Genomic DNA, 21173 nt, shown 5'->3' with positions numbered 1-21173 from the left:
AGGGATTGTAAGGAGGTTGTATAGATGTGTCGTGTCAGAAAACGAAAAGATCGCAGCCTTCGGCAGCTCCTACATTGGAATGCGTTCCCCTGTAGGAGCTGCCGAAGGCTGCGATCTTTTGATCTTTGCTTCTCGAATCAGAAGAGTTTCAGCGGTTCTTCATTGAGCGCCGACAACTGCTCACGCAACGCCAAAACCTGATCGCCCCAATAACGCTCAGTCCCGAACCACGGAAAGCTGTGCGGAAACGCCGGGTCGTCCCAACGCCGCGCCAGCCAGGCGCTGTAATGCATGAGGCGCAACGCGCGCAGCGGTTCGATCAGCGCCAACTCGCGCGGGTCGAAATCGTGGAACTCGTTGTAGCCGTCCATCAATTCCGACAATTGCCCCAGGCATTCTTGCCGATCGCCCGCAAGCATCATCCAGATGTCCTGCACCGCCGGGCCCATGCGGCAGTCGTCGAGGTCGACGATGTGGAACATCTCGTCGCGGCACATCATGTTGCCGGGGTGGCAGTCGCCGTGCATGCGGATGTTCTGATGCGGCGTATTGGCGTAGACGTCTTCCACACGCTTGAGCAGATCGCGCGCTACCGATTCGTAAGCCGGCAGCAGGCTTTTGGGGATGAAGTTGCCTTCGAGCAGCGTGGTCAACGAGGCATGGCCGAAGTTCTGCACGGCGAGGGCTTCGCGGTGTTCGAACGGCTTGGTCGCGCCGACCGCGTGAATGCGCCCAAGCAACTGACCGAGTCGATACAACTGATCAAGATTGCCTGGCTCCGGCGCCCGGCCGCCGCGACGCGGGAACAGGGTGAAGCGGAAGCCGGCATGCTCGTGCAGGGTTTCGCCGTTGTGGATCATCGGCGCGACCACCGGGATCTCGACGTCGGCCAGTTCGAAGGTGAACTTGTGTTCTTCGAGGATGGCTTCGTTGGTCCAGCGTTGCGGTCGGTAGAACTTGGCGATCAGCGGTTCGGAGTCTTCGATGCCGACCTGATAGACGCGGTTTTCGTAGCTATTGAGCGCCAGAATGCGCGCATCGCTCAGAAACCCGATGCTTTCTACGGCATCAAGTACGAGGTCGGGTGTGAGGGTTTCAAACGGATGGGCCATGCTGACTCCTGCGCGCAGCAGGCTGCCGCGTCCGGCCCAGCATGGTAGCGCAGATGGCAGGCAGTGAGGGGGTTGGTGTCTGGACTGACGCTATCGCGAGCAGGCTCACTCCTACAAAGTCATGTGCAAAACCCTGTAGGAGTGAGCCTGCTCGCGATGAGGGCCTGTCAGGCGCCGACCACCCCACCATCCTCACGGGTAATCGCCATCACCGAAGACCGTGGCTTGCCGTTCGGCAGATGCTCAGGGAAGGTCGAGCCGCCGTTCTCCCCCGGATGCTGGATCCCGACAAACAGGGTTTTTTGATCCGGCGAGAAGCTGATCCCGGTGACTTCACAACCAATCGGCCCGACCATGAACCGGCGAATCTCCCCGGTCTTGGGGTCAGCGCAAAGCATCTGGTTGTTACCCATTCCGGCGAAGTCCCCGGCATTGCTCGAATCGCCATCAGTGAGAATCCACAAGCGACCGGCCTTGTCGAAACCCAAGCCATCGGGGCTATTGAACATGTTCTGCGGGGTGATGTTTTTCGAGCCGGCCTTCGGCGTCCCGGCGTGCACGCCCGGGTTGCCGGCAACCACGAACAGATCCCACGAGAAGGTTTTCGACGCATGATCGTCGCGGTCGGTGCGCCAGCGCAGAATCTGCCCGTAGACGTTCTTCTCGCGCGGGTTCGGCCCGCCCACCGGTTGCCCGTCCTCGCCGCGTTTGGCGTTGTTGGTCAGGGTGCAATAAACCTGGCCGTCCTTCGGGCTGACCACGATCCATTCCGGGCGGTCCATGCGCGTGGCGCCGACCACACTGGCGGCGAGGCGCGCGTGGATCAGCACTTCAGCCTGATCGGCAAAACCGCTGCCGGCATCGATGCCGTTTTTGCCGTGGGTCAGCTCGATCCATTGGCCCTGGCCTTTCGGGTGATCCGGGTTGTTGTCGCCGTTATCGAATTTGGCGACGTACAGGGTGCCGTGATCGAGGATGTCGCGGTTGGCTTTAGCGTTGCGATGGTTGATACGGTCGCGGCTGACGAATTTGTAGATGAACTCGCCACGCTCGTCGTCGCCCATGTACACCACGGCGCGACCGTCGTTGGTCTCGGCCAGTGCGGCGTTTTCATGTTTGAAGCGGCCCAGTGCGGTGCGTTTGACCGGGGTCGATTGCGGATCGAACGGGTCGATCTCGACTACCCAGCCGTGACGGTTGAGTTCGTTGGGGTTCTTCGCCATGTCGAAGCGCGGGTCGTGCGGGTGCCAGTTGATCTCGCGGCTGGCGGCCGAGACGCCGTAGCGCTTTTGTGCCGCATCGAACTGTTGCTGGGCGTTGCTGCTGCCGAAGACGTCCGTGAAGTTCTCTTCGCAAGTCAGGTACGTGCCCCACGGTGTTTTACCGTTGGCGCAGTTCTGGAAGGTGCCGAGGACTTTTTTGCCGTGTTTGTCGGCGGCGGTTTTCATCAGGTCGTGACCGGCCGCCGGGCCGCCGATGCGCAGCGGCGAGTTGCCATGGATGCGGCGGTTGTAACGCGAGCCCTGAACGAATTGCCACTGGCCGTTCTTGCGCTGCACCTCGATCACCGAAACGCCTTCGCAGGCCAGCGCCTTGCGCACGTCTTCGGCCGATTGCGGCATGCCGCCGTGCGGGTAGAGGTAACGGTAGTTGGTGTATTCGTTGTTGATCGCCATCAACGCGCGGTTTCTGTCGTCCGGGAAGGCGAACAGGCTCATGCCGTCGTTGTTGTCGCCGAACTGCACTTCCTGTGCGGCCGCGGTGCCATTGCCACTCGGGTCGAACGCCGGGCCATTCTTTTGCAGGGGCTGGCCCCAGCTGATCAGCACTGAAGATTTGTAGCCTTTAGGCAGACTGATTACATCAGTGGTCGCCGCCGGAATGCTTTCGAAGCCGAGCAAACGGCTGTTGCCAGCACTGACGCCAGTGGCCAGCGCGCTGCGGCTCAGGAGGCTACCGCCAAGGAACATCGCTGCGCCACACAGTGCACCGGCGCCGATGAAACCGCGACGGCTGAGTCCGACCATTTTTTCCAGATCAGTCGATTGGTTTTCTTCTAATAGGCTCACATCAGGCTTCCTGCTTGGTTTTGGCAGTCACCTTAATGAGCGTCGATGACGCTTTTGTTGCAGGCCGCGATTAAAGTGATGTGCCGAGCAGCACATTCGACGGCGAAAACTGCACGTGCACCGGTTGCCCCACTGCCAGCCCACGGTTGCGCATGTCCTGCGGTTCGGCCAGTGCGCAGAGGGTGTGGCCGTTGGGCAGGGAAATCCGCACTTCGCTGGGGCCGTCGTCGGCGTCGAGAATCGCTTCGATGGTGCCCTTCAGATGATTGTGCCCTGGCGTTGCCGGTTGATCGCTGGCCAGCAATTCGAGCCAGCCGGCCTTGATCAGGGCCACCACTTGCGAGCCGGTTTGCAGCTCCAGATGCACGGTGCTGTCGTGGGTGATTTGCGCGTCGAGGCACAAGCCTTCGGCCAGCTCCAGACGAATCAGGTCATTGCGCCCCTGAGCGTTGATCGCCACGACTTGGCCGTGCAATTGGTTGCGAGCGCTGGTGCGTAGCATCAAGCGACCGAGCAGGTCGAGGTCGCTGGCGTCTTCGGCGGCTTCCAGCACCTGCGCTTGCAAGGCTTGCAGCTTTTGATAGAGGCGCAGCACCCGTTGACCTTCGCTGGACAGTTTGGCACCGCCGCCGCCCTTGCCGCCGACCGCACGTTCGACCAGCGGCTTTTGCGACAGGTTGTTCAGTTCATCGATGGCATCCCACGCCGCTTTGTAACTCAGCCCTGCGCTTTTTGCGGCGCGGGTGATCGAGCCCTGTTCGGCGATGTGTTGCAGCAAGGCAATGCGCTGCGGACGACGGACAATGTGCTGGGAGAGCAGGGAGGGCATGGACATGAATGGGGGGCTTTTTGGCTGTGGCGGTGGAAGGTGAAGTTGGCCGCTTGCGCTGCGAGAGTCAAGCCGTGCGCAGAACCTGTCCGTGGGGGGCGCCCAGCTATTCGTCACTGCGCAATATCGATGTAGGCGCTGCGGCACGCTGCGATCTTGTGATTTTAAAGATCAGGATCAAAAGATCGCAGCGTACCGCAGCTCCTACAGGGGATTGCGCTGACCTCAAGAGCCGGGTTTTGGCGTGCGCGCCAGGCAATACACGTCGACCCTTGCCGCTCCCGCATTCATTAACAATCGTGCAAGGGCCTGGGCCGTGGCGCCGGTGGTCAACACATCATCAACCAACGCCAGATGCCGACCTTTTACGTTCGCATCGGACGTCAGGGCAAAGGCATTACGCAGGTTGCGCTTGCGCGCCTTGGCATCTAGATCCTGCTGGGCGCTGGTGTCCTGAATCCTGCGCAAGACGTTTTCCTCGCAGGGTAAATCCAGCTACCGACTCAACCAGCGGGCCAACATCGCCGCTTGGTTGAATCCACGTTGACGCAGACGTTTACTGGCCAATGGCACCGGCAATAACGCATCGGGACGCGGCAAGTCCTCCTCGAAGCGATATAGCAGGTATTGGCTGAGAACGTCGGCGAGCAGGTGACCAAACGGCCATTTCGCGTTGTGTTTAAAGCGCGTGATCAAACTGTCCACCGGGAAGTCGTAGCGCCAGGGCACGACGACCTGTTCGTAGGCTGGAGGCTCTAGCAGGCACTCGCCGCAGGTCAGACCGGCCGTGGGCAGCGGCAATGCGCAGGTCTGGCAGTGCTCGCCCAGCCACGGCATGTCGGCTTCGCAGGCGACGCATATTGGCATTTCTGCTTCTGCGGGCTCATCGCACAATAAGCAGGTCTGTACGTTTTTTAAACAGATGTAAACCTGCCCTTCGTATCGTGGTTGACAGCGCATGACACTTCCTTAAATATGCCGAACATCCGTGTAGCGCCTGTGGGTATTCCGTTCCCGCAGTCGCCAGCCAAGCATAACCAAGGAAATACCCATGAGCGCGAGCACCACTGCCACCCTGCGTCACGACTGGTCATTGGCCGAAGTCAGAGCCCTCTTCGTACAGCCATTCAACGACTTGCTGTTTCAGGCGCAGACGGTGCACCGCGCGCATTTCAACGCCAACCGCGTTCAGGTTTCCACGCTGCTGTCGATCAAGACCGGCGCCTGCCCGGAAGATTGCAAATATTGTCCGCAGTCCGGTCACTACAACACCGGCCTGGAAAAAGAAAAGCTGATGGAAGTGCAGAAAGTCCTCGAAGAGGCTGCTCGCGCCAAAGCCATCGGCTCGACCCGTTTCTGCATGGGCGCGGCGTGGAAGCATCCGTCGGCCAAGGACATGCCTTACGTGTTGAAAATGGTCGAAGGCGTCAAGGCCATGGGCCTGGAAACCTGCATGACCCTCGGTCGCCTCGATCAGGAACAGACCGAAGCGCTGGCCAACGCCGGCCTCGATTACTACAACCACAACCTCGACACCTCGCCTGAGTTCTACGGCAGCATCATCACCACCCGCACGTACAGCGAGCGCCTGCAAACGCTGGCCTACGTGCGTGAGTCGGGGATGAAGATCTGTTCCGGCGGCATTCTGGGCATGGGCGAGTCGCTGGATGACCGCGCCAATCTGCTGATCCAGTTGGCCAACCTGCCGGAGCATCCGGAGTCGGTACCGATCAACATGCTGGTGAAAGTCGCCGGCACGCCCCTGGAAAACGCCGAGGACATCGATCCGTTCGACTTTATCCGCATGCTCGCCGTGGCGCGCATCCTGATGCCGCAATCCCACGTGCGGCTGTCGGCCGGCCGCGAAGCGATGAACGAGCAGATGCAGGCCCTCGCGTTCTTTGCAGGCGCCAACTCGATTTTCTACGGCGACAAGTTGCTGACCACTGCCAACCCGCAAGCGGACAAGGACATGCAACTGTTTGCGCGTCTGGGCATTGCACCGGAAGCCCGCGAAGAGCACTCCGACGAAGTGCATCAGGCAGCAATCGAACAGGCGTTGGTCGAGCAGAAGAGCACCGAGCAGTTTTACAACGCCGCAGTGTGAATTTTTTGATGCGATGCAAACCCCTGTAGGAGCTGCCGCAGGCTGCGATTTTTTGATCTTGTCTTTTGAAAAACAACATCAAAAGATCGCAGCCTTCGGCAGCTCCTACAGGAGGATATTTTCCAATTGTGAGGCCTGCATGTCTTTCGATCTCGCCGCACGCCTTGCTGCCCGACGTGCGGAAAATCTCTACCGCCAGCGACCGCTGCTCGAAAGCCCGCAAGGGCCCGAAGTGGTGGTCGACGGTCAGCCATTGCTGGCGTTCTGTAACAACGACTATCTGGGCCTGGCCAATCACCCGCAAGTGATCGAAGCGTGGCGCGCCGGTGCCAAACTCTGGGGCGTGGGCGGCGGGGCGTCGCATCTGGTGATCGGCCACAGCAGCCCACATCACGTATTGGAAGAAGCGCTGGCTGATCTCACCGGTCGCCCGCGCGCGCTGCTGTTTACCACCGGTTACATGGCCAATCTCGGTGCAGTCACGGCGCTGGTCGGGCAGGGCGATACGGTGCTGGAAGACCGGCTCAATCACGCCTCGTTGCTGGATGCGGGACTGTTGTCCGGCGCGCGTTTCAATCGTTATCTGCATAACGACGCGGTGAGTCTGGCCAAGCGGCTTGAGAAAGCCACCGGCAATACGTTGGTGGTCACCGATGGTGTGTTCAGCATGGACGGCGACCTTGCCGATCTGCCGGCGCTGGCCCGTGAGGCCAAGGCCAAAGGTGCGTGGCTGATGGTCGACGATGCCCATGGCTTCGGCCCGTTGGGTGCTAATGGCGGCGGTATCATCGAGCATTTCGGCTTGAGTCAGGACGATGTCCCGGTGCTGGTCGGCACGCTCGGCAAAGCCTTCGGCACGGCAGGCGCGTTCGTCGCTGGCAGCGAAGAGTTGATCGAAAGCCTGATCCAGTTCGCGCGTCCGTACATCTACACCACCAGCCAGCCACCGGCGCTGGCCTGTGCGACGTTGAAAAGTCTCGAACTGCTGCGTAGCGAACACTGGCGTCGAGAACATCTGCAGACATTGATCCGCCAGTTCCGTCGCGGTGCCGAACAGATCGGCCTGGAGTTGATGGACAGCTTTACCCCGATCCAGCCAATCATGATCGGCGATGCCGGCCGCGCGGTGCGCCTGTCGCAGATGTTGCGCGAACGCGGCTTGATGGTCACCGCGATCCGTCCGCCGACCGTGCCAGCCGGCAGCGCCCGATTGCGCGTGACCCTGACCGCCGCCCACAGCGAGGCGCAGGTGCAGCTATTGTTAGAAGGACTGGCCGATTGCTTTGCCCAACTGTCGTCGGAGCCAAGCCATGCGTGATCGCCTGATTCTGCTGCCCGGCTGGGGCCTCGGTGTTTCGCCGATGGAGCCTTTGGCTGCGGCGTTGCAAGGGCTCGACGAACACCTGCATGTCGAGGTCGAGCCGTTGCCGGAGCTCGATTCCTGCGACCTGCAAGACTGGCTCGATGACCTCGATGAGCGCATTCCTCAAGACGTGTGGCTCGGCGGCTGGTCGCTCGGCGGAATGCTCGCGTCCGAACTGGCCGCGCGCCGGGGCGAAAGGTGCTGCGGCTTGCTGACACTGGCGAGCAATCCTTCCTTTGTTGCGCATGAACAATGGCCGAGCGCGATGCCCGGCGAGACCTTCGATGCGTTTCTTGCCGGTTGCGCTGCTGATCCACGTTTGACCCTCAAACGTTTCTCGCTGCTGTGCGCACAGGGCGCGCAAGACCCGCGCGGCCTATCGCGGCTGATGCTCGGCGGCGCACCGAATACGTCGGCGGCGGCACTTATGGCCGGGCTGGAATTGCTCGCGCAACTGGATACGCGCGAAGCGTTGCAGGCGTTTCGTGGCCCGCAGTTGCATCTGTTCGCTGGGCAGGACGGATTGGTGCCGGCAGAGGCGGCGGGCGAATTGTTCGCTCTGTTGCCAGATATTGAAATTGGTCTGATCGAACAGGCCAGTCATGCGTTTCTTCTGGAGGACCCCCATGGAGTGGCGGGTGCGATCCAGGCTTTTTTACATGAGTGCGGTGATGACTGATTTGTCCCATGTGGCGCTGCCCGGCGGCTTGCCTGACAAGCGTCAGGTCGCGGCCTCTTTCTCACGCGCGGCGGCCAGCTATGACAGTGTCGCCGAGTTGCAACGTGATGTCGGTACACAGTTGCTGCAGCGTTTGCCCGCGGATTTCATGCCGTCGCGCTGGCTGGATCTGGGTTGCGGCACCGGGTATTTCAGTCGTGCACTGGCCGGGCGTTTTGCCCATGGTCAGGGACTTGCGCTGGACATTGCCGAGGGCATGCTTGATCACGCGCGTCCGTTGGGCGGTGCCGAGCATTTCATCGCCGGAGATGCGGAACGTCTGCCGTTGCGCGATTCGACCTGCGATCTGATCTTCTCCAGCCTTGCGGTGCAGTGGTGTGGGAATTTTGATGTGGTTTTGAGTGAAGCCTTGCGAGTGCTGAAACCCGGCGGGATTTTCGCGTTTGCTAGTCTTTGTGTAGGGACGTTGGTTGAGTTGCGTGATAGCTGGCGTCAGGTCGATGGCCTGGTGCATGTGAATCGTTTCCGCGAGTTCGCTCGATATCAGCAGTTGTGTGCGGCAAGTGGCCTGCGCACGCTGAGTCTGGAGAATCAGGCGCATGTGCTGCATTACCCGGATGTGCGCAGTTTGACCCATGAGCTGAAGGCTTTGGGGGCGCACAATCTGAATCCCGGCCGGCCGGGTGGATTGACCGGACGGGCGCGGATTCTTGGTCTGGTCGAGGCTTACGAGCAGTTCCGTCAGGCGTCGGGGTTGCCGGCGACTTATCAAGTGGTCTACGCCGTGTTGGAGAAACCCGTATGAGCGCAGCCTATTTCATCACCGGAACTGACACCGACGTTGGCAAGACAACGGTAGCCGCCGGACTGCTGCATGCGGCGCGTTCAGCGGGGTTGAGCACGGCGGCGGGTAAGCCGGTTGCCTCCGGGTGCGAAGTCACGCCCAAGGGTTTGCGTAACTCGGATGCCTTGGCCTTACTCGCCGAATGTTCGTTGCCGCTGAGTTATCAACAGGTCAATCCGGTAGCGTTCGAGCCGGCTATTGCTCCGCATCTGGCGGCTCGCGAGGCCGGTGTCGCGCTGACTGTGCAATCGCTGCTGACGCCGATGCGCGAGATTCTGGCGATGAATGCCGATTTCACTCTGATAGAGGGCGCGGGTGGATGGCGGGTGCCTTTGGCGGATCAGGACAATCTCTCGGACCTGGCGATGGCATTGAAGCTGCCGGTGATTCTGGTGGTGGGTGTGCGGCTGGGTTGCATCAGCCATGCGTTGCTGACAGCCGAGGCGATTGCCCGAGATGGCCTGCAACTGGCGGGGTGGGTGGCGAATATCATTGATCCGAAGACTTCGCGGCTGGAGGAAAATCTGGCGACGCTCGCCGAGCGGATTCCCGCACCGTGTCTTGGGCGAGTGCCCAAGCTCAAGGCGCTGAGCGCCGAAGCGGTGGCTGAGCATTTGCAATTGGATCTGCTCGACTAAGGTTTTGCCTATGGGCAGGCACTGTGCCATTAGTGTTTTTGACGGGTGTTTTTCTGGCGCCTCTGGTTCAATGGCGACTATTGATCCTTCCCAAGGATGAGACCAGTTATGGAAATCTCCGGTAACACAGCTTTTTATGCGGGTTTGAGCTCGATTCAGACCGGGCAGAATCGCGTCGATCAGGCGGCCAGCCAGATCGCCAATAACACCATTGAACGTTCGGTCACCAGCCAGTCTTCCGAAGTGCAGGTTGATCGTCTGCGTGGACTGGATCGTGCGCAGCAGTCAGATGTGGCGAGCAACATCGTCGAGATGTCCCAGGGCAAGATCCAGGCTGAGCTGGGTGTGAAAGTCGTCAAGGCATCCGACGAAGTGCTCGGTACGATCATCGATACATTCGCCTGATTTCCATTGCTTCCAGCATGCTGAACGCCGCGCCTTGTCGCGGCGTTTTTCGTTGTAAGTCCTTCTCCCTCAACTAATCTTCTTCTTATCGTCCATGACTCGATTGAATCCATGGCGGTTTGCTGTGTCCGGCGTTTGGAGGATGCGATGACGAACGGCAAAAGATCGACGCTTGACAAGATTTCGGCGTAAACGTATGTTTCAAACAACTGTTTGACCGTCACAACAAATCAACACGGTCGTTCATTCCCGGTTACATCAGCAGAGGTTTATCGCTATGCCTGACTACAAGGCCCCCTTGCGTGATATTCGCTTCGTTCGTGACGAACTGCTCGGCTACGAAGCGCACTATCAGAGCCTTCCGGCTTGCGCAGACGCAACTCCGGACATGGTTGACGCCATTCTCGAAGAAGGCGCCAAGTTTTGTGAGCAGGTACTGGCGCCGCTGAACCGCGTGGGCGACATCGAAGGTTGCACCTGGAGCGAGTCCGGCGTGAAAACCCCGACTGGCTTCAAAGAGGCTTACAAGCAATTCGTCGAAGGCGGCTGGCCAAGCCTGGCGCACGATGTCGAGCACGGTGGTCAGGGTCTGCCTGAGTCGCTGGGTCTGGCTGTCAGCGAAATGGTTGGCGAAGCCAACTGGTCGTGGGGCATGTACCCAGGCCTGTCGCACGGCGCGATGAACACCATCTCCGAGCACGGCACCCCTGAACAGCAAGACGCCTACCTGACCAAACTGGTTTCGGGCGAATGGACCGGCACCATGTGCCTGACCGAGCCGCACTGTGGCACCGACCTGGGCATGCTGCGCACCAAGGCCGAACCTCAGGCTGACGGTTCCTACAAAGTTTCCGGCACCAAGATCTTCATCTCGGCCGGTGAACACGACATGGCCGACAACATCGTCCACATCGTGTTGGCCCGCCTGCCGGATGCGCCTGCCGGCACCAAAGGCATCTCCCTGTTCATCGTTCCAAAGTTCATGCCCAATGCTGATGGCACCGTCGGTGCACGCAACGCTGTGACTTGCGGTTCGCTTGAACACAAGATGGGCATTCACGGCAACGCCACTTGCGTGATGAACTTCGACGGCGCCACCGGTTTCCTGATCGGCCCGGCGAACAAAGGCCTGAACTGCATGTTCACCTTTATGAACACCGCACGTCTGGGTACCGCGCTGCAAGGTCTGGCTCACGCCGAAATCGGTTTCCAGGGCGGCCTGAAATACGCCCGCGATCGTCTGCAGATGCGCTCCCTGACTGGCCCGAAAGCGCCGGAAAAAGCCGCAGACCCGATCATCGTGCACCCTGACGTACGCCGCATGCTGTTGACCATGAAGGCATTCGCCGAAGGCAACCGCGCGATGGTGTACTTCACCGCCAAACAGGTCGACATCGTCAAGTACGGCGTGGACGAAGAAGAGAAGAAGAAAGCCGACGCACTGCTGGCCTTCATGACGCCAATCGCCAAAGCCTTCATGACCGAAGTCGGTTTCGAATCCGCCAACCACGGCGTGCAAATCTACGGCGGCCACGGCTTCATCGCCGAGTGGGGCATGGAGCAGAACGTTCGCGACAGCCGCATTTCGATGCTGTACGAAGGCACCACCGGTATCCAGGCACTCGACCTGCTGGGCCGCAAAGTGCTGATGACGCAAGGCGAAGCGCTGAAAAGCTTCACCAAGATCGTCCACAAGTTCTGCCAGACCAACGAAGGCAACGAAGCGGTTCAAGAGTTCGTCACGCCGCTGGCTGCACTGAACAAGGAATGGGGCGAGCTGACCATGAAGGTCGGTATGGCTGCCATGAAAGATCGCGAAGAAGTCGGCGCGGCCTCCGTGGACTACCTGATGTACTCCGGTTATGCCTGCCTGGCCTACTTCTGGGCCGACATGGCACGTCTGGCAGCCGAGAAGCTGGCAGAAGGTACTGGCGATGCGGCGTTCTACACCGCCAAGCTGCAAACCGCGCGCTTCTACTTCCAGCGCATCCTGCCGCGTACCCGTACTCACGTGGCCACCATGCTGTCGGGTGCAAGCAACCTGATGGACATGAAAGAAGAAGACTTCGCACTGGGCTACTAAGCCTTAACGCGGTCTGTTGAAAAACCGCTGCTCCTTCGGGGCAGCGGTTTTTTTATGCGCGAATTTCCTCGGGCCTTGGGTATCGCAGGAAGAAATCTCGTTCATGGCCATCAAGCATGATGGCCATGAAGGAAATTTCATCTCCAAGGGGGCAAAAAACCTTGTTCGAAGGCTCAGAAATCAGGGTTTGCGGCCGTTAAAGAGACTGCATGTGATCTGGATCACATTCTGTGTGCTTAACTGGCCACATTGCAGGCACAATGCCATCTCTTTGCCATGACGGGTCGGAGCTTTACCCTTGCCACGTTCTTCCGCTGTACGTTTCAGCCATTTCCTACCTTCTCTGCTGTTGTTGCTCGCGGGGTTGTCGGCTGCGTATGTCAAAGACCTCAACGTGTTCTTCACTTCCCTGTTCAACGTATTGCCGACTCTGGTCCTGCTGCTGGGGGGCGCTTACTGCGCGGTATACCGACGGCAGCGCGAACTGTTTCTGATGCTCACGGTGTACATCGCCTACTTCTTGCTCGACACCCAGACCGACTATTACCGCGACAACGGCAAAGTGCGTGAAGACGCCGCCGTGGTCTTCCATCTCGTCTGCCTGTTGCTGCCCCTGTTGTTCGGTCTGTTCGCTGCGTGGCAAGAGCGCACGCACCTGTTTCAGGACATGGTCGCGCGGTTCGCCGTGTTGCTGGCCTTCGGCAGTGTGGCACTGGGGCTTGAGCAAAGTTACCCACAGGCGTTGCTGATGTGGCTCTCGGAAATTCGCTGGCCGGCGCTGCACGGCGCGTGGATGAGCCTGATCCAGTTGTCGTATCCGGTGTTCATCTCGGCATTCCTGCTGCTGGCCTGGCAATACTGGCGCAACCCGCGTCCACTGCATGCGGCGCAACTGGTCGGTTTGCTCGGGGTGTTCTGGATGCTGCCGAAAACCTTCATCCTGCCGTTTACCCTGAACATCATGTGCAGCCAGGTGATGTTGATGATTGCTGCCGCCGTGGCACACGAGGCTTATCAAATGGCCTTCCGCGACGAACTCACCGGTTTGCCGGGCCGCCGTGCGCTCAATGAACGCATGCAGCGCTTGGGGCGCAACTATGTGCTGGCAATGAGCGACGTTGACCACTTCAAGAAATTCAACGACACCCATGGTCACGATGTCGGTGACCAGGTGCTGCGACTGGTCGCCAGCAAACTGTCCAAAATCAGCGGAGGCGGTAGGGCATATCGCTATGGCGGTGAGGAATTTGCCCTGGTGTTCGCAGGCAAAACCCTTGAGGAGTGCATGCCACACCTTGAAGTCATTCGCGAGTCGATTGCGTCCTATAGCATCCAGTTGCGTAATCAGGAAAACCGCCCGAACGACGATCAGCAAGGTCGCCAGCGTCGCGCCGGTTCCGGCGCTTCCAGCGTGTCGGTGACGGTGAGTATCGGTGTCGCTGAGCGGTTGGAGCAGCGCAACCCGGAGCAAGTGCTCAAATCTGCGGACGAGGCGCTCTACAGTGCCAAGGGCGCGGGGCGCAACTGCGTGGTCGCTTTCGGCCAGAACCGTCGTGGCGCGGTGCGCATGGACACTGCTGCGGGTTGAGTGATGACGGCGCATTCAGCGTCTGGACAGTGATTGTGGGGCGTGGTGGCCGGCAGTAGTTTCAAGGAAACCTGCTGACGGAGAAGCCACCATGCCCGAGTACAAAGCCCCGCTGCGCGACATGCGTTTTCTGATTGATCACGTCTTCGACTTCCACACCAACTACGCAGCCCTTGGCGCCCACGACGCCAGCCCGGACATGATCAACGCGATCCTCGAAGAAGGCGCGAAGTTCTGCGAGAACGTTCTGGCACCGCTCAATCGCAGCGGTGACGAAGAGGGCTGCCATTTCGACAACGGTGTGGTGACAACGCCTACAGGCTTCAAGCAAGCCTTCGCACAATACGTCGAGGGCGGCTGGCATGGTCTTGCGGCAGATCCGGTTTACGGCGGTCAGGGCTTGCCGAGTTCCCTGGGGCTGGTGATCAGCGAAATGGTCGGCTCCAGCAACACGTCCTGGGGCATGTACCCGGGCCTGACTCACGGCGCGATGTCGGCGATCCATGCTCACGGCACGGCCGATCAGAAAGACACTTACCTGAGCAAACTCACCGCTGGCCAGTGGACCGGCACCATGTGCCTGACTGAGGCCCACTGCGGCACCGATCTGGGTATCATCAAAACCCGCGCCGTGCCTCAGGCCGACGGCAGTTATACGGTCACTGGCAGCAAGATTTTCATCTCTGCCGGTGAGCACGACATGAGCGAAAACATCATCCATCTGGTATTGGCCAAGTTGCCGGATGCGCCCGCGGGAACAAAAGGCATCTCGTTGTTCATCGTGCCAAAATTCCTCCCGGATGCGTCGGGCGAGGCGGGGGAGCGCAATGGCGTTTCCTGCGGCTCGATCGAGCACAAGATGGGCATCAAGGCTTCGGCCACTTGCGTGCTGAACTTCGATAGCGCCAAAGGCTTCCTGATCGGTGAGCCGAACAAGGGCCTGAACTGCATGTTCACCATGATGAACCACGCGCGGCTCGGCACCGGGATGCAGGGCTTGTGCCTGGGCGAAGCGAGTTTCCAGGGCGCCATCAAATACGCCAACGACCGCCTGCAGATGCGTTCGCTGACCGGCGCCAAAGCCCCGGACAAACCGGCCGACCCGATCATCGTCCACCCGGACGTGCGGCGCATGTTGCTGACCATGAAAGCCTTCAACGAAGGCAACCGTGCGCTGACTTATTTCACCGCGCAACTGCTCGATGTCGCGCACCTGAGCAGCGATGCCGAGGCGCGTCAGGAAGCGGAAGACTTGCTGGCGTTCCTCACGCCGATCTGCAAAGCATTCATGACCGACTCCGGGCTGGAGGTGACCAATCTCGGTATGCAGATTTTTGGTGGTCACGGTTTCATTCGCGAGTGGGGTATGGAGCAGTTGGTGCGCGATTGCCGCATTGCGCCGATCTACGAAGGCACCAACGGCATTCAGGCACTCGATCTGCTTGGGCGCAAGGTACTCGGCAGCCAAGGCAAGTTGCTGCGCGGCTTTACCAAAATCGTCCACAAGTTCTGCGCGACGAACGAGGGCCATCCGCAGCTGGGGGGCTTTGTCACGCAGCTCAATGAGCTCAACCAGCAGTGGGGCGACCTGACCATGAAGGTTGGTATGGCGGCGATGAAGAACCCGGACGAGGTCGGTGCCGCGTCGGTGGACTATCTGATGTACAGCGGTTACATCATCCTCGGCTATCTGTGGCTGCGCATGGCGCTGGTGGCGCAAGCGCAACTGGATGCGGGCGAGGGGGAGGCGGATTATCTTCGGGGTAAATTGGCCACTTGCGAGTTTTACTTCAAACGGTTGCTGCCACGCACGGCGGCGCATCGTGCGGCGATTGAGGCGGGGAGTGATTGTTTGATGAAGCTGCCGGCCGAAATGTTTGCGCTTTAAGGTCGATCAAAAGATCGCAGCCTTCGGCAGCTCCTACACGGGATCGCTTTATACCTGTAGGAGTTGGTGAAGGCTGCGAACTTTTTCTGGTGACTAAAAATAACAAATCAGTCACCGGCTGACCCTATGTGTCGCAAAAGTTGTTGAGGTACACTCCGGCTCAACGAAAACACATTCCCACGAATCACCTGTTTAGATCTTGCGAGGTTTGCCATGGCTGACTACAAAGCGCCGCTGCGCGATATGCGCTTCGTCCTCAATGAAGTGTTCGAGGTCGCCAAACTTTGGGCGCAATTGCCGGCGCTGGCCGAGACCGTCGACGCCGAGACCGTTGAAGCGATTCTCGAAGAGGCCGGCAAGGTCACCAGCAAAAGCATCGCGCCGCTTAGCCGTGCCGCTGATGAAGAAGGTTGCCACTGGGCGGACGGTGCCGTCACCACGCCGGCCGGTTTTCCACAGGCTTATCAGACTTACGCTGAGGGCGGTTGGGTTGGCGTTGGTGGCGATCCGCAATACGGCGGCATGGGCATGCCCAAAGCCGTGTCGGCGCAGGTTGAAGAAATGGTCAACTCCGCGAGCCTGTCCTTCGGTCTGTACCCGATGCTGACTGCCGGCGCGTGCCTGTCGATCAACGCCCACGCCAGCGAAGAGCTGAAAGCCGCTTACCTGCCGAACATGTACGCGGGCGTTTGGGCAGGTTCCATGTGCCTGACCGAGCCGCACGCCGGTACCGACCTGGGCATCATCCGCACCAAAGCCGAACCTCAGGCCGACGGTTCCTACAAGGTCAGCGGCACCAAGATTTTCATCACCGGTGGTGAACACGATCTCACCGAAAACATCATCCACCTGGTGCTGGCCAAACTGCCGGACGCACCGGCGGGCCCGAAAGGCATCTCGCTGTTCCTCGTGCCGAAGTTCATGGTCAATGCCGATGGCAGCCTGGGCGCGCGCAACCCGGCCAACTGTGGTTCGATCGAACACAAGATGGGCATCCAGGCGTCCGCGACTTGCGTGATGAACTTCGACGAAGCCGTCGGTTACCTGGTCGGTGAGCCGAACAAAGGCCTGGCGGCGATGTTCACCATGATGAACTACGAGCGTCTGGGCGTCGGCATCCAGGGCCTTGCGACTGGCGAGCGCTCCTACCAGAACGCCGTCGAATACGCTCGCGACCGCCTGCAAAGCCGCTCGCCGACGGGCGCGCAAAACAAAGACAAAGTCGCTGACCCGATCATCGTCCACCCGGACGTGCGTCGCATGCTGCTGACCATGAAAGCCTCGAACGAAGGTGGTCGCGCATTCTCCACATACGTGGCGATGCAACTCGACACCGCCAAGTTCAGCGAAGACGCGGCGACGCGTAAGCGTGCGGAAGACCTGGTGGCGTTGCTGACGCCGGTTGCCAAGGCGTTCCTCACCGATCTGGGTCTGGAAACCACCGTGCACGGCCAGCAGATTTTCGGCGGCCACGGGTACATCCGCGAGTGGGGCCAGGAACAACTGGTACGTGACGTGCGCATTACCCAGATCTACGAAGGCACCAACGGCATTCAGGCGCTGGATCTGGTGGGTCGCAAGATCGTCGGCAGCGGTGGAGCGTTTTATCAACTGTTCGCTGATGAAATCCGCCACTTCACCGCGACTGCCAGTGCGGATCTCGGCGAATTTACCAAGCCGTTGAACGACGCCGTCGCAACGCTCGACGAGCTGACGTCGTGGGTGCTGGATCGGGCGAAAAACAATCCGCACGAAATTGGCGCTGCGTCGGTCGAATACTTGCAGGCGTTTGGTTACGTGGCCTACGCCTACATGTGGGCACTGATGGCCAAAGCCGCGTTGGGCAAAGAGGCGCAGGACGATTTTTATGCCAGCAAACTTGGCACCGCGCGCTTCTACTTCGCCCGCCTGCTGCCGCGCATTCACTCGTTGAGCGCGTCGGTGAAGGCCGGTAGTGAGTCGCTGTACCTGCTGGATGCAGCTCAGTTCTGATCTGATACGGTCATGTAAGCAATCGCTTACATGACGTGCTGCTGTTCTCCCATATGCGTAGATTGGATCCACGGCTAATCTACATTTCATGGACGTCGCGCAGGAAGCGCAAAGCAACAACACGGACACGTAGGATTCTGCCAGGGTGGCGGAGTGAAATGGATGTCAGGGAAACAGTCTGCAAAGCCCCGCTTCGGCGGGGTTTTCTTTTGCCTGAAGAAAAGTTTTCAGGTCAGGGAGTCCAGTGGTGGCGGGCTCTTTAACGCTTTCTCATCGCGCCCCATGACCTCTTCCAGCAATGTCCGCAGTAGCGCCAGCGAAGCTTGCTGACGTTGCACGTCGCGACACACCAGCCCGACTTTCAACGGCACCCGTGGCTCGCTCAGCGGTTTCCACAGCAGATCCTCGTCGTCGTACTCTTTTTGCGAGTGACCGGGCAGCACCGTTGCCAGTTTGGTGTGCGGCAGACTGTCGAGAATCCCCAGCATATTGTTCAGCTCGGCCTGCACTTGCGGGCGACGGCCAAGGCTGGTCAATTGCGCCTGCCAGATCTGGCGGATCTGAAACTCCTCGCCCAGTAACAGCATCGGCAATTCGGCCGCCTGGCGAATCGAAACCTTCTTGAATTCACGCAACGGATGGTCCGCCGGGATGACCAGTGTCAGTTCATCTTCGTACAGCATCACGCCATGCAGCCCTGGCTGACGTGGCGGCAGATAGCTGATGCCGATGTCCAGTGAGCCGTTAAGCAAACGCCGTTCAATCTCCAGCCCGGTCAATTCATAAATCTGCACCACCAGATGCGGTTGCGCCTTGCGCACTCGCTCAAGCATTTGCGGCACCAGACTGGTGTGTACGGTTTGCAAGACGCCAATCGCCAAGGTGCGCAAAGCTTGGCCCTTGAAGTTGCCGAGCGCTTCGCGCGCGCGTTGCAGCCCGTCGAGCAATGGCAGCGCGTGGTTGTACAGCGTGTGGGCAGCGAGGGTCGGCAGCAGGCGTTTGCTGCTGCGTTCGAACAGGGTCACGTCGAGATTTTGCTCGAGATGGCGGATCTGCTGTGACAGCGCGGGTTGGGAGATCGACAGGCGTTCGGCAGCCCGTCCGACATGACCTTCCTCGTAGACCGCGACGAAATAACGCAGTTGTTTGAAATCCATAAGTAATGCTTATCGAAAATGCTGATAAATCGAAATGGCCCGAGGCCGTCAGTGCGCCTAGTCTAACCGCAATCACAAGGCTTACAGGGCCAGAGCGCGCGATGAATAGCTTTTGCTGCGACAGTGTTTGCATAGGCAGTTCAAAAAACCTCGAACGAGGTTTTTTCCAATGAATCTGTTTAATTTGCGGCGCCCTGCGCCTAGCCTCGATGACCTTGCCTTCGATGCCAAGCATTCCGATGCGGATGACAGCCTGAATAGCGATCGCCTGATGCCGAGCGTTGAACGGCCGCAGCAGGTTTTCGTTCGGGGTCAGGGGTCGTGGCTGTGGGACAGCAACGATCGCGCTTACCTCGATTTCTCCCAGGCCGGCGGCGCCAATAGTCTTGGCCACAGTCCTTCGGCTTTGGTCAAAGCCATCGCCAGTCAGGCCCAAGCGCTGATTAATCCCGGTTTCAGTTTGCACAACCGCGGCATGCTCAGCCTCGCCGAACGGCTCTGTGCCAGCACCTCCAGCGATCAGGCGTACCTGCTCAACAGCGGCAGCGAAGCCTGCGAAGCGGCGATCAAACTGGCGCGCAAGTGGGGACAGCTGCATCGTGGCGGCGCCTCACGGATCATTGTGGCGAGGCAGGGTTGTCATGGTCGTAGTCTGGCGACGATCTCGGCGTCGGACAGTTGCAACCTGCACAATCGCTTTGCACCGCTGCTGCCGGGGTTCGATCTGGTGCCGTTCAACGATCTGTCGGCGCTGCATGACGCCGTCGACGCGCAGACCGTGGCGATCATGCTTGAGCCGATCCAGAGCGATGCCGGGGTTGTCCCGGCGACCGATCGCTACCTCAAAGGTGTCGAACGCCTGTGCCGCGAACTGGGGATTCTGCTGATCCTCGACGAAGTGCAAACCGGCATCGGCCGTTGCGGCACCTTGCTTGCCGAACAGTCCTACGGCGTGCGCGCCGATATCGTCGTGCTCGGCAAAGGCTTGGGCGGTGGCGTGCCATTGGCGGCGCTGCTGGCGCGCGGCAAAGCTTGCTGTTTCGACGAGGGCGAACTGGGCGGCACGCATCATGGCAACGCACTCATGACCGCGGCAGGGCTGGTGGTGCTCGACAGTGTTCAGGATCGCGCTTTCCTTCAGCAGGTCCGGGACAACGGTCAGCATCTTCGTGAAGGCCTCGCACGGCTGGCGCATCGTTATGATCACGGTGATCTGCGCGGGCAAGGGTTGTTCTGGGGTTTGACCCTGTCGGACGATTCGGCGAACGCGGTAGTCAAAGCAGCGCTGCATGAAGGGCTGATACTCAACGCCCCACAAGCCAACTGCCTGCGCTTCACCCCGGCACTCACCGTCAGCAATGCCAACATCGACGAAATGCTCCTGCGCCTGGCCCGGGCCTTCTCCCGAGTGCGCACCGCACAACTGCAATGCCGCAAAGGGATTGCCGTCTGACCCGATCTTTCCCACCCGATTTCATGAACCGTCTCGCGGTATAACGCACGCCCCACGCCTGATTCTTTTGGCGTGGGGCGTTTTTTTGTGGCCGGATTTTGCCAAATCGATTTAGCGCTTGAGAGATAGTTGAGCCAATGCTTTTTTAGAAAGGGGCCTGCAGGGAATGCGGGTGCCAGTGAACCGATGTCGTAGAGGTCGGGCTTTGTGATCTATACCACTAGGTGGTATATATTTGGAAGGGATACCGATGTCTTTCAGGTTGTTCAAGACCAAGGGTTTCGCGATACAGGCCGGCAGAGCATGGATATCTGATGGGGAGCTCAAGGAAGCATTTGTCCAGATGCTCGATGGTCAAGCAGACGATCTTGGCGGTGGCGTAAGGAAAAAACGCCTCAATTCCAACCGTCACCGTTCGCTTGTTTTGGCAAAAGGTGGGCGCTATTGGATCTATCAAGTGCTGTTTGCCAAGCAGGATCGAAGCAATATCAGCACTGCGGAGTTGAAGGATCTACGCAAGTTGGCGAAGGTCTACGCGCAGCTTACCGAAGTCCAAATCCAGGGATTACTGGCTATGAAGGAGTTTGTGGAGATATTTCATGAGTAAAAAATTCAAGAGTGAAGTTTTTGAATCCATACATGAGTCGGCCAGTGCCCTGCTTTCCGTGGGTGCAATCAGTAAGGCGACGATGCGAGAGTTCGATGATTCATGTCTGGCAACGGTTCCTGATGCGATTCAGGCGGATCAGATCAAAGCGTTGCGAGAGCGTAATAATGTCAGCCAACCAGTGTTTGCGCGCTATTTGAATACCAGTGCCTCGACAGTCAAACAGTGGGAGTCTGGCGACAAGCACCCAAGCGGAATGGCGTTGAAGTTACTTAGCATTGTGCAAAAACACGGGCTGCAGATTCTTGCCTGAGCTGGCAGTGAGCTATTAATGCTGCAATTGGCAATGAACCCTGACA

At 59.3% G+C, this 21173-nt stretch carries 17 protein-coding genes and 1 pseudogene; 13 read left to right on the top strand and 5 right to left on the bottom strand.

The features are described from left to right. Window positions 1-137: 137 nt before the first annotated feature. The 4 genes and pseudogenes from ICA16_RS09850 to ICA16_RS09835 all read right to left on the bottom strand — a co-directional run bounded on the left by ICA16_RS09850 (window position 138) and on the right by ICA16_RS09835 (window position 4970). Window positions 138-1112, bottom strand: a complete 975-nt coding sequence (locus ICA16_RS09850) for a serine/threonine protein kinase (RefSeq protein ID WP_042561424.1) — start codon at window positions 1110-1112, stop codon at window positions 138-140. Between the two features lie 167 nt (window positions 1113-1279). After that, entirely contained in the window at window positions 1280-3181 is a 1902-nt protein-coding gene (locus ICA16_RS09845) for a PhoX family protein (RefSeq protein WP_210700497.1), read from the bottom strand. Window positions 3182-3251: 70 nt separating this feature from the next. After that, window positions 3252-4016 carry a TOBE domain-containing protein gene (locus ICA16_RS09840; RefSeq protein ID WP_210700496.1) on the bottom strand — a complete coding sequence of 255 codons (765 nt, stop codon included), beginning with the start codon at window positions 4014-4016 and terminating at the stop codon, window positions 3252-3254. A 219-nt stretch (window positions 4017-4235) separates the two neighbouring features. Next, window positions 4236-4970: pseudogene (locus tag ICA16_RS09835) on the bottom strand (phosphoribosyltransferase family protein). Between the two features lie 91 nt (window positions 4971-5061). Between ICA16_RS09835 and bioB the strand changes: the two are divergent. From bioB to ICA16_RS09785, 10 genes are all read left to right on the top strand, one after another. After that, window positions 5062-6117: a biotin synthase BioB gene (bioB, locus tag ICA16_RS09830; RefSeq protein WP_150601864.1), complete on the top strand. Its 1056-nt coding sequence runs from the start codon at window positions 5062-5064 to the stop codon at window positions 6115-6117. 139 nt (window positions 6118-6256) lie between these two features. Then, window positions 6257-7435, top strand: a complete 1179-nt coding sequence (bioF, locus tag ICA16_RS09825; protein WP_210700495.1) for an 8-amino-7-oxononanoate synthase — start codon at window positions 6257-6259, stop codon at window positions 7433-7435. Further along, window positions 7428-8159 (top strand): alpha/beta fold hydrolase, encoded by a 732-nt coding sequence (locus tag ICA16_RS09820; RefSeq protein ID WP_210700494.1) that lies wholly within the window; start codon window positions 7428-7430, stop codon window positions 8157-8159. The genes bioF and ICA16_RS09820 overlap by 8 nt, the downstream gene beginning before the upstream one ends. Further along, entirely contained in the window at window positions 8152-8964 is an 813-nt protein-coding gene (gene bioC / locus ICA16_RS09815; RefSeq protein ID WP_210700493.1) for a malonyl-ACP O-methyltransferase BioC, read from the top strand. Before ICA16_RS09820 ends, bioC begins: the two co-directional genes overlap by 8 nt. Beyond that, window positions 8961-9641, top strand: a complete 681-nt coding sequence (bioD, locus tag ICA16_RS09810) for a dethiobiotin synthase (RefSeq protein WP_150617758.1) — start codon at window positions 8961-8963, stop codon at window positions 9639-9641. Before bioC ends, bioD begins: the two co-directional genes overlap by 4 nt. 108 nt (window positions 9642-9749) lie before the next feature. Next, window positions 9750-10046, top strand: coding sequence for a pyrroloquinoline quinone biosynthesis protein PqqE (locus ICA16_RS09805; protein ID WP_150601859.1), 297 nt, complete (start codon window positions 9750-9752; stop codon window positions 10044-10046). A 277-nt stretch (window positions 10047-10323) separates the two neighbouring features. Then, window positions 10324-12129 (top strand): acyl-CoA dehydrogenase C-terminal domain-containing protein, encoded by a 1806-nt coding sequence (locus ICA16_RS09800; protein ID WP_210553527.1) that lies wholly within the window; start codon window positions 10324-10326, stop codon window positions 12127-12129. A 298-nt stretch (window positions 12130-12427) separates the two neighbouring features. Beyond that, a complete protein-coding gene (locus tag ICA16_RS09795) occupies window positions 12428-13717 on the top strand; it encodes a GGDEF domain-containing protein (RefSeq protein ID WP_150601857.1) in 1290 nt (429 codons plus the stop codon). Between the two features lie 91 nt (window positions 13718-13808). Next, a complete protein-coding gene (locus tag ICA16_RS09790) occupies window positions 13809-15605 on the top strand; it encodes an acyl-CoA dehydrogenase C-terminal domain-containing protein (protein ID WP_210700492.1) in 1797 nt (598 codons plus the stop codon). 213 nt (window positions 15606-15818) lie between these two features. Next, on the top strand, window positions 15819-17597 hold the full coding sequence (locus ICA16_RS09785; RefSeq protein WP_210700491.1) for an acyl-CoA dehydrogenase C-terminal domain-containing protein: 1779 nt from the start codon (window positions 15819-15821) through the stop codon (window positions 17595-17597). 227 nt (window positions 17598-17824) lie between these two features. On the opposite strand, the gene ICA16_RS09780 is transcribed toward ICA16_RS09785, so the two are convergent. Beyond that, complete coding sequence (locus ICA16_RS09780) at window positions 17825-18754, bottom strand: LysR family transcriptional regulator (RefSeq protein ID WP_210553530.1); 930 nt, start codon at window positions 18752-18754, stop codon at window positions 17825-17827. Between the two features lie 169 nt (window positions 18755-18923). Here ICA16_RS09780 and ICA16_RS09775 point away from each other — a divergent pair, with 169 nt between their 5' ends. The 3 genes from ICA16_RS09775 (at window position 18924) to ICA16_RS09765 (ending at window position 21127) form a co-directional block, all read left to right on the top strand. Continuing rightward, window positions 18924-20207 carry an aspartate aminotransferase family protein gene (locus ICA16_RS09775; RefSeq protein WP_210700490.1) on the top strand — a complete coding sequence of 428 codons (1284 nt, stop codon included), beginning with the start codon at window positions 18924-18926 and terminating at the stop codon, window positions 20205-20207. A 250-nt stretch (window positions 20208-20457) separates the two neighbouring features. Further along, window positions 20458-20814, top strand: a complete 357-nt coding sequence (locus tag ICA16_RS09770) for a type II toxin-antitoxin system RelE/ParE family toxin (protein ID WP_210700489.1) — start codon at window positions 20458-20460, stop codon at window positions 20812-20814. Then, the gene (locus ICA16_RS09765; RefSeq protein ID WP_150617752.1) at window positions 20807-21127 is read left to right on the top strand and encodes a helix-turn-helix domain-containing protein; all 321 of its coding nucleotides are present in this window, start codon (window positions 20807-20809) and stop codon (window positions 21125-21127) included. Before ICA16_RS09770 ends, ICA16_RS09765 begins: the two co-directional genes overlap by 8 nt. Window positions 21128-21173 lie beyond the last annotated feature (46 nt).

Origin of the sequence: Pseudomonas anatoliensis (genome assembly GCF_017976235.1) — a bacterium.
Taxonomy (GTDB): Bacteria; Pseudomonadota; Gammaproteobacteria; order Pseudomonadales; family Pseudomonadaceae; genus Aquipseudomonas; species Aquipseudomonas anatoliensis.
The sequence above is the reverse complement of the archived record's forward strand: the minus strand, read 5'-3'. Positions and strand labels throughout refer to the sequence as shown.

What these genes read in the sequence shown, in the direction of transcription:
- bioF (WP_210700495.1), top strand. Translation starts at nt 6,257, where the DNA reads ATGTCTTTCGATCTCGCCGCACGCCTTGCTGCCCGACGTGCGGAAAAT.
- ICA16_RS09770 (WP_210700489.1), top strand. Translation starts at nt 20,458, where the DNA reads ATGTCTTTCAGGTTGTTCAAGACCAAGGGTTTCGCGATACAGGCCGGC.
- ICA16_RS09765 (WP_150617752.1), top strand. Translation starts at nt 20,807, where the DNA reads ATGAGTAAAAAATTCAAGAGTGAAGTTTTTGAATCCATACATGAGTCG.
- ICA16_RS09840 (WP_210700496.1), bottom strand. Translation starts at nt 4,016, where the DNA reads ATGTCCATGCCCTCCCTGCTCTCCCAGCACATTGTCCGTCGTCCGCAG.
- ICA16_RS09775 (WP_210700490.1), top strand. Translation starts at nt 18,924, where the DNA reads ATGAATCTGTTTAATTTGCGGCGCCCTGCGCCTAGCCTCGATGACCTT.
- ICA16_RS09785 (WP_210700491.1), top strand. Translation starts at nt 15,819, where the DNA reads ATGGCTGACTACAAAGCGCCGCTGCGCGATATGCGCTTCGTCCTCAAT.
- ICA16_RS09850 (WP_042561424.1), bottom strand. Translation starts at nt 1,112, where the DNA reads ATGGCCCATCCGTTTGAAACCCTCACACCCGACCTCGTACTTGATGCC.
- ICA16_RS09790 (WP_210700492.1), top strand. Translation starts at nt 13,809, where the DNA reads ATGCCCGAGTACAAAGCCCCGCTGCGCGACATGCGTTTTCTGATTGAT.
- bioC (WP_210700493.1), top strand. Translation starts at nt 8,152, where the DNA reads ATGACTGATTTGTCCCATGTGGCGCTGCCCGGCGGCTTGCCTGACAAG.
- bioB (WP_150601864.1), top strand. Translation starts at nt 5,062, where the DNA reads ATGAGCGCGAGCACCACTGCCACCCTGCGTCACGACTGGTCATTGGCC.
- ICA16_RS09780 (WP_210553530.1), bottom strand. Translation starts at nt 18,754, where the DNA reads ATGGATTTCAAACAACTGCGTTATTTCGTCGCGGTCTACGAGGAAGGT.
- ICA16_RS09805 (WP_150601859.1), top strand. Translation starts at nt 9,750, where the DNA reads ATGGAAATCTCCGGTAACACAGCTTTTTATGCGGGTTTGAGCTCGATT.
- bioD (WP_150617758.1), top strand. Translation starts at nt 8,961, where the DNA reads ATGAGCGCAGCCTATTTCATCACCGGAACTGACACCGACGTTGGCAAG.
- ICA16_RS09800 (WP_210553527.1), top strand. Translation starts at nt 10,324, where the DNA reads ATGCCTGACTACAAGGCCCCCTTGCGTGATATTCGCTTCGTTCGTGAC.
- ICA16_RS09820 (WP_210700494.1), top strand. Translation starts at nt 7,428, where the DNA reads ATGCGTGATCGCCTGATTCTGCTGCCCGGCTGGGGCCTCGGTGTTTCG.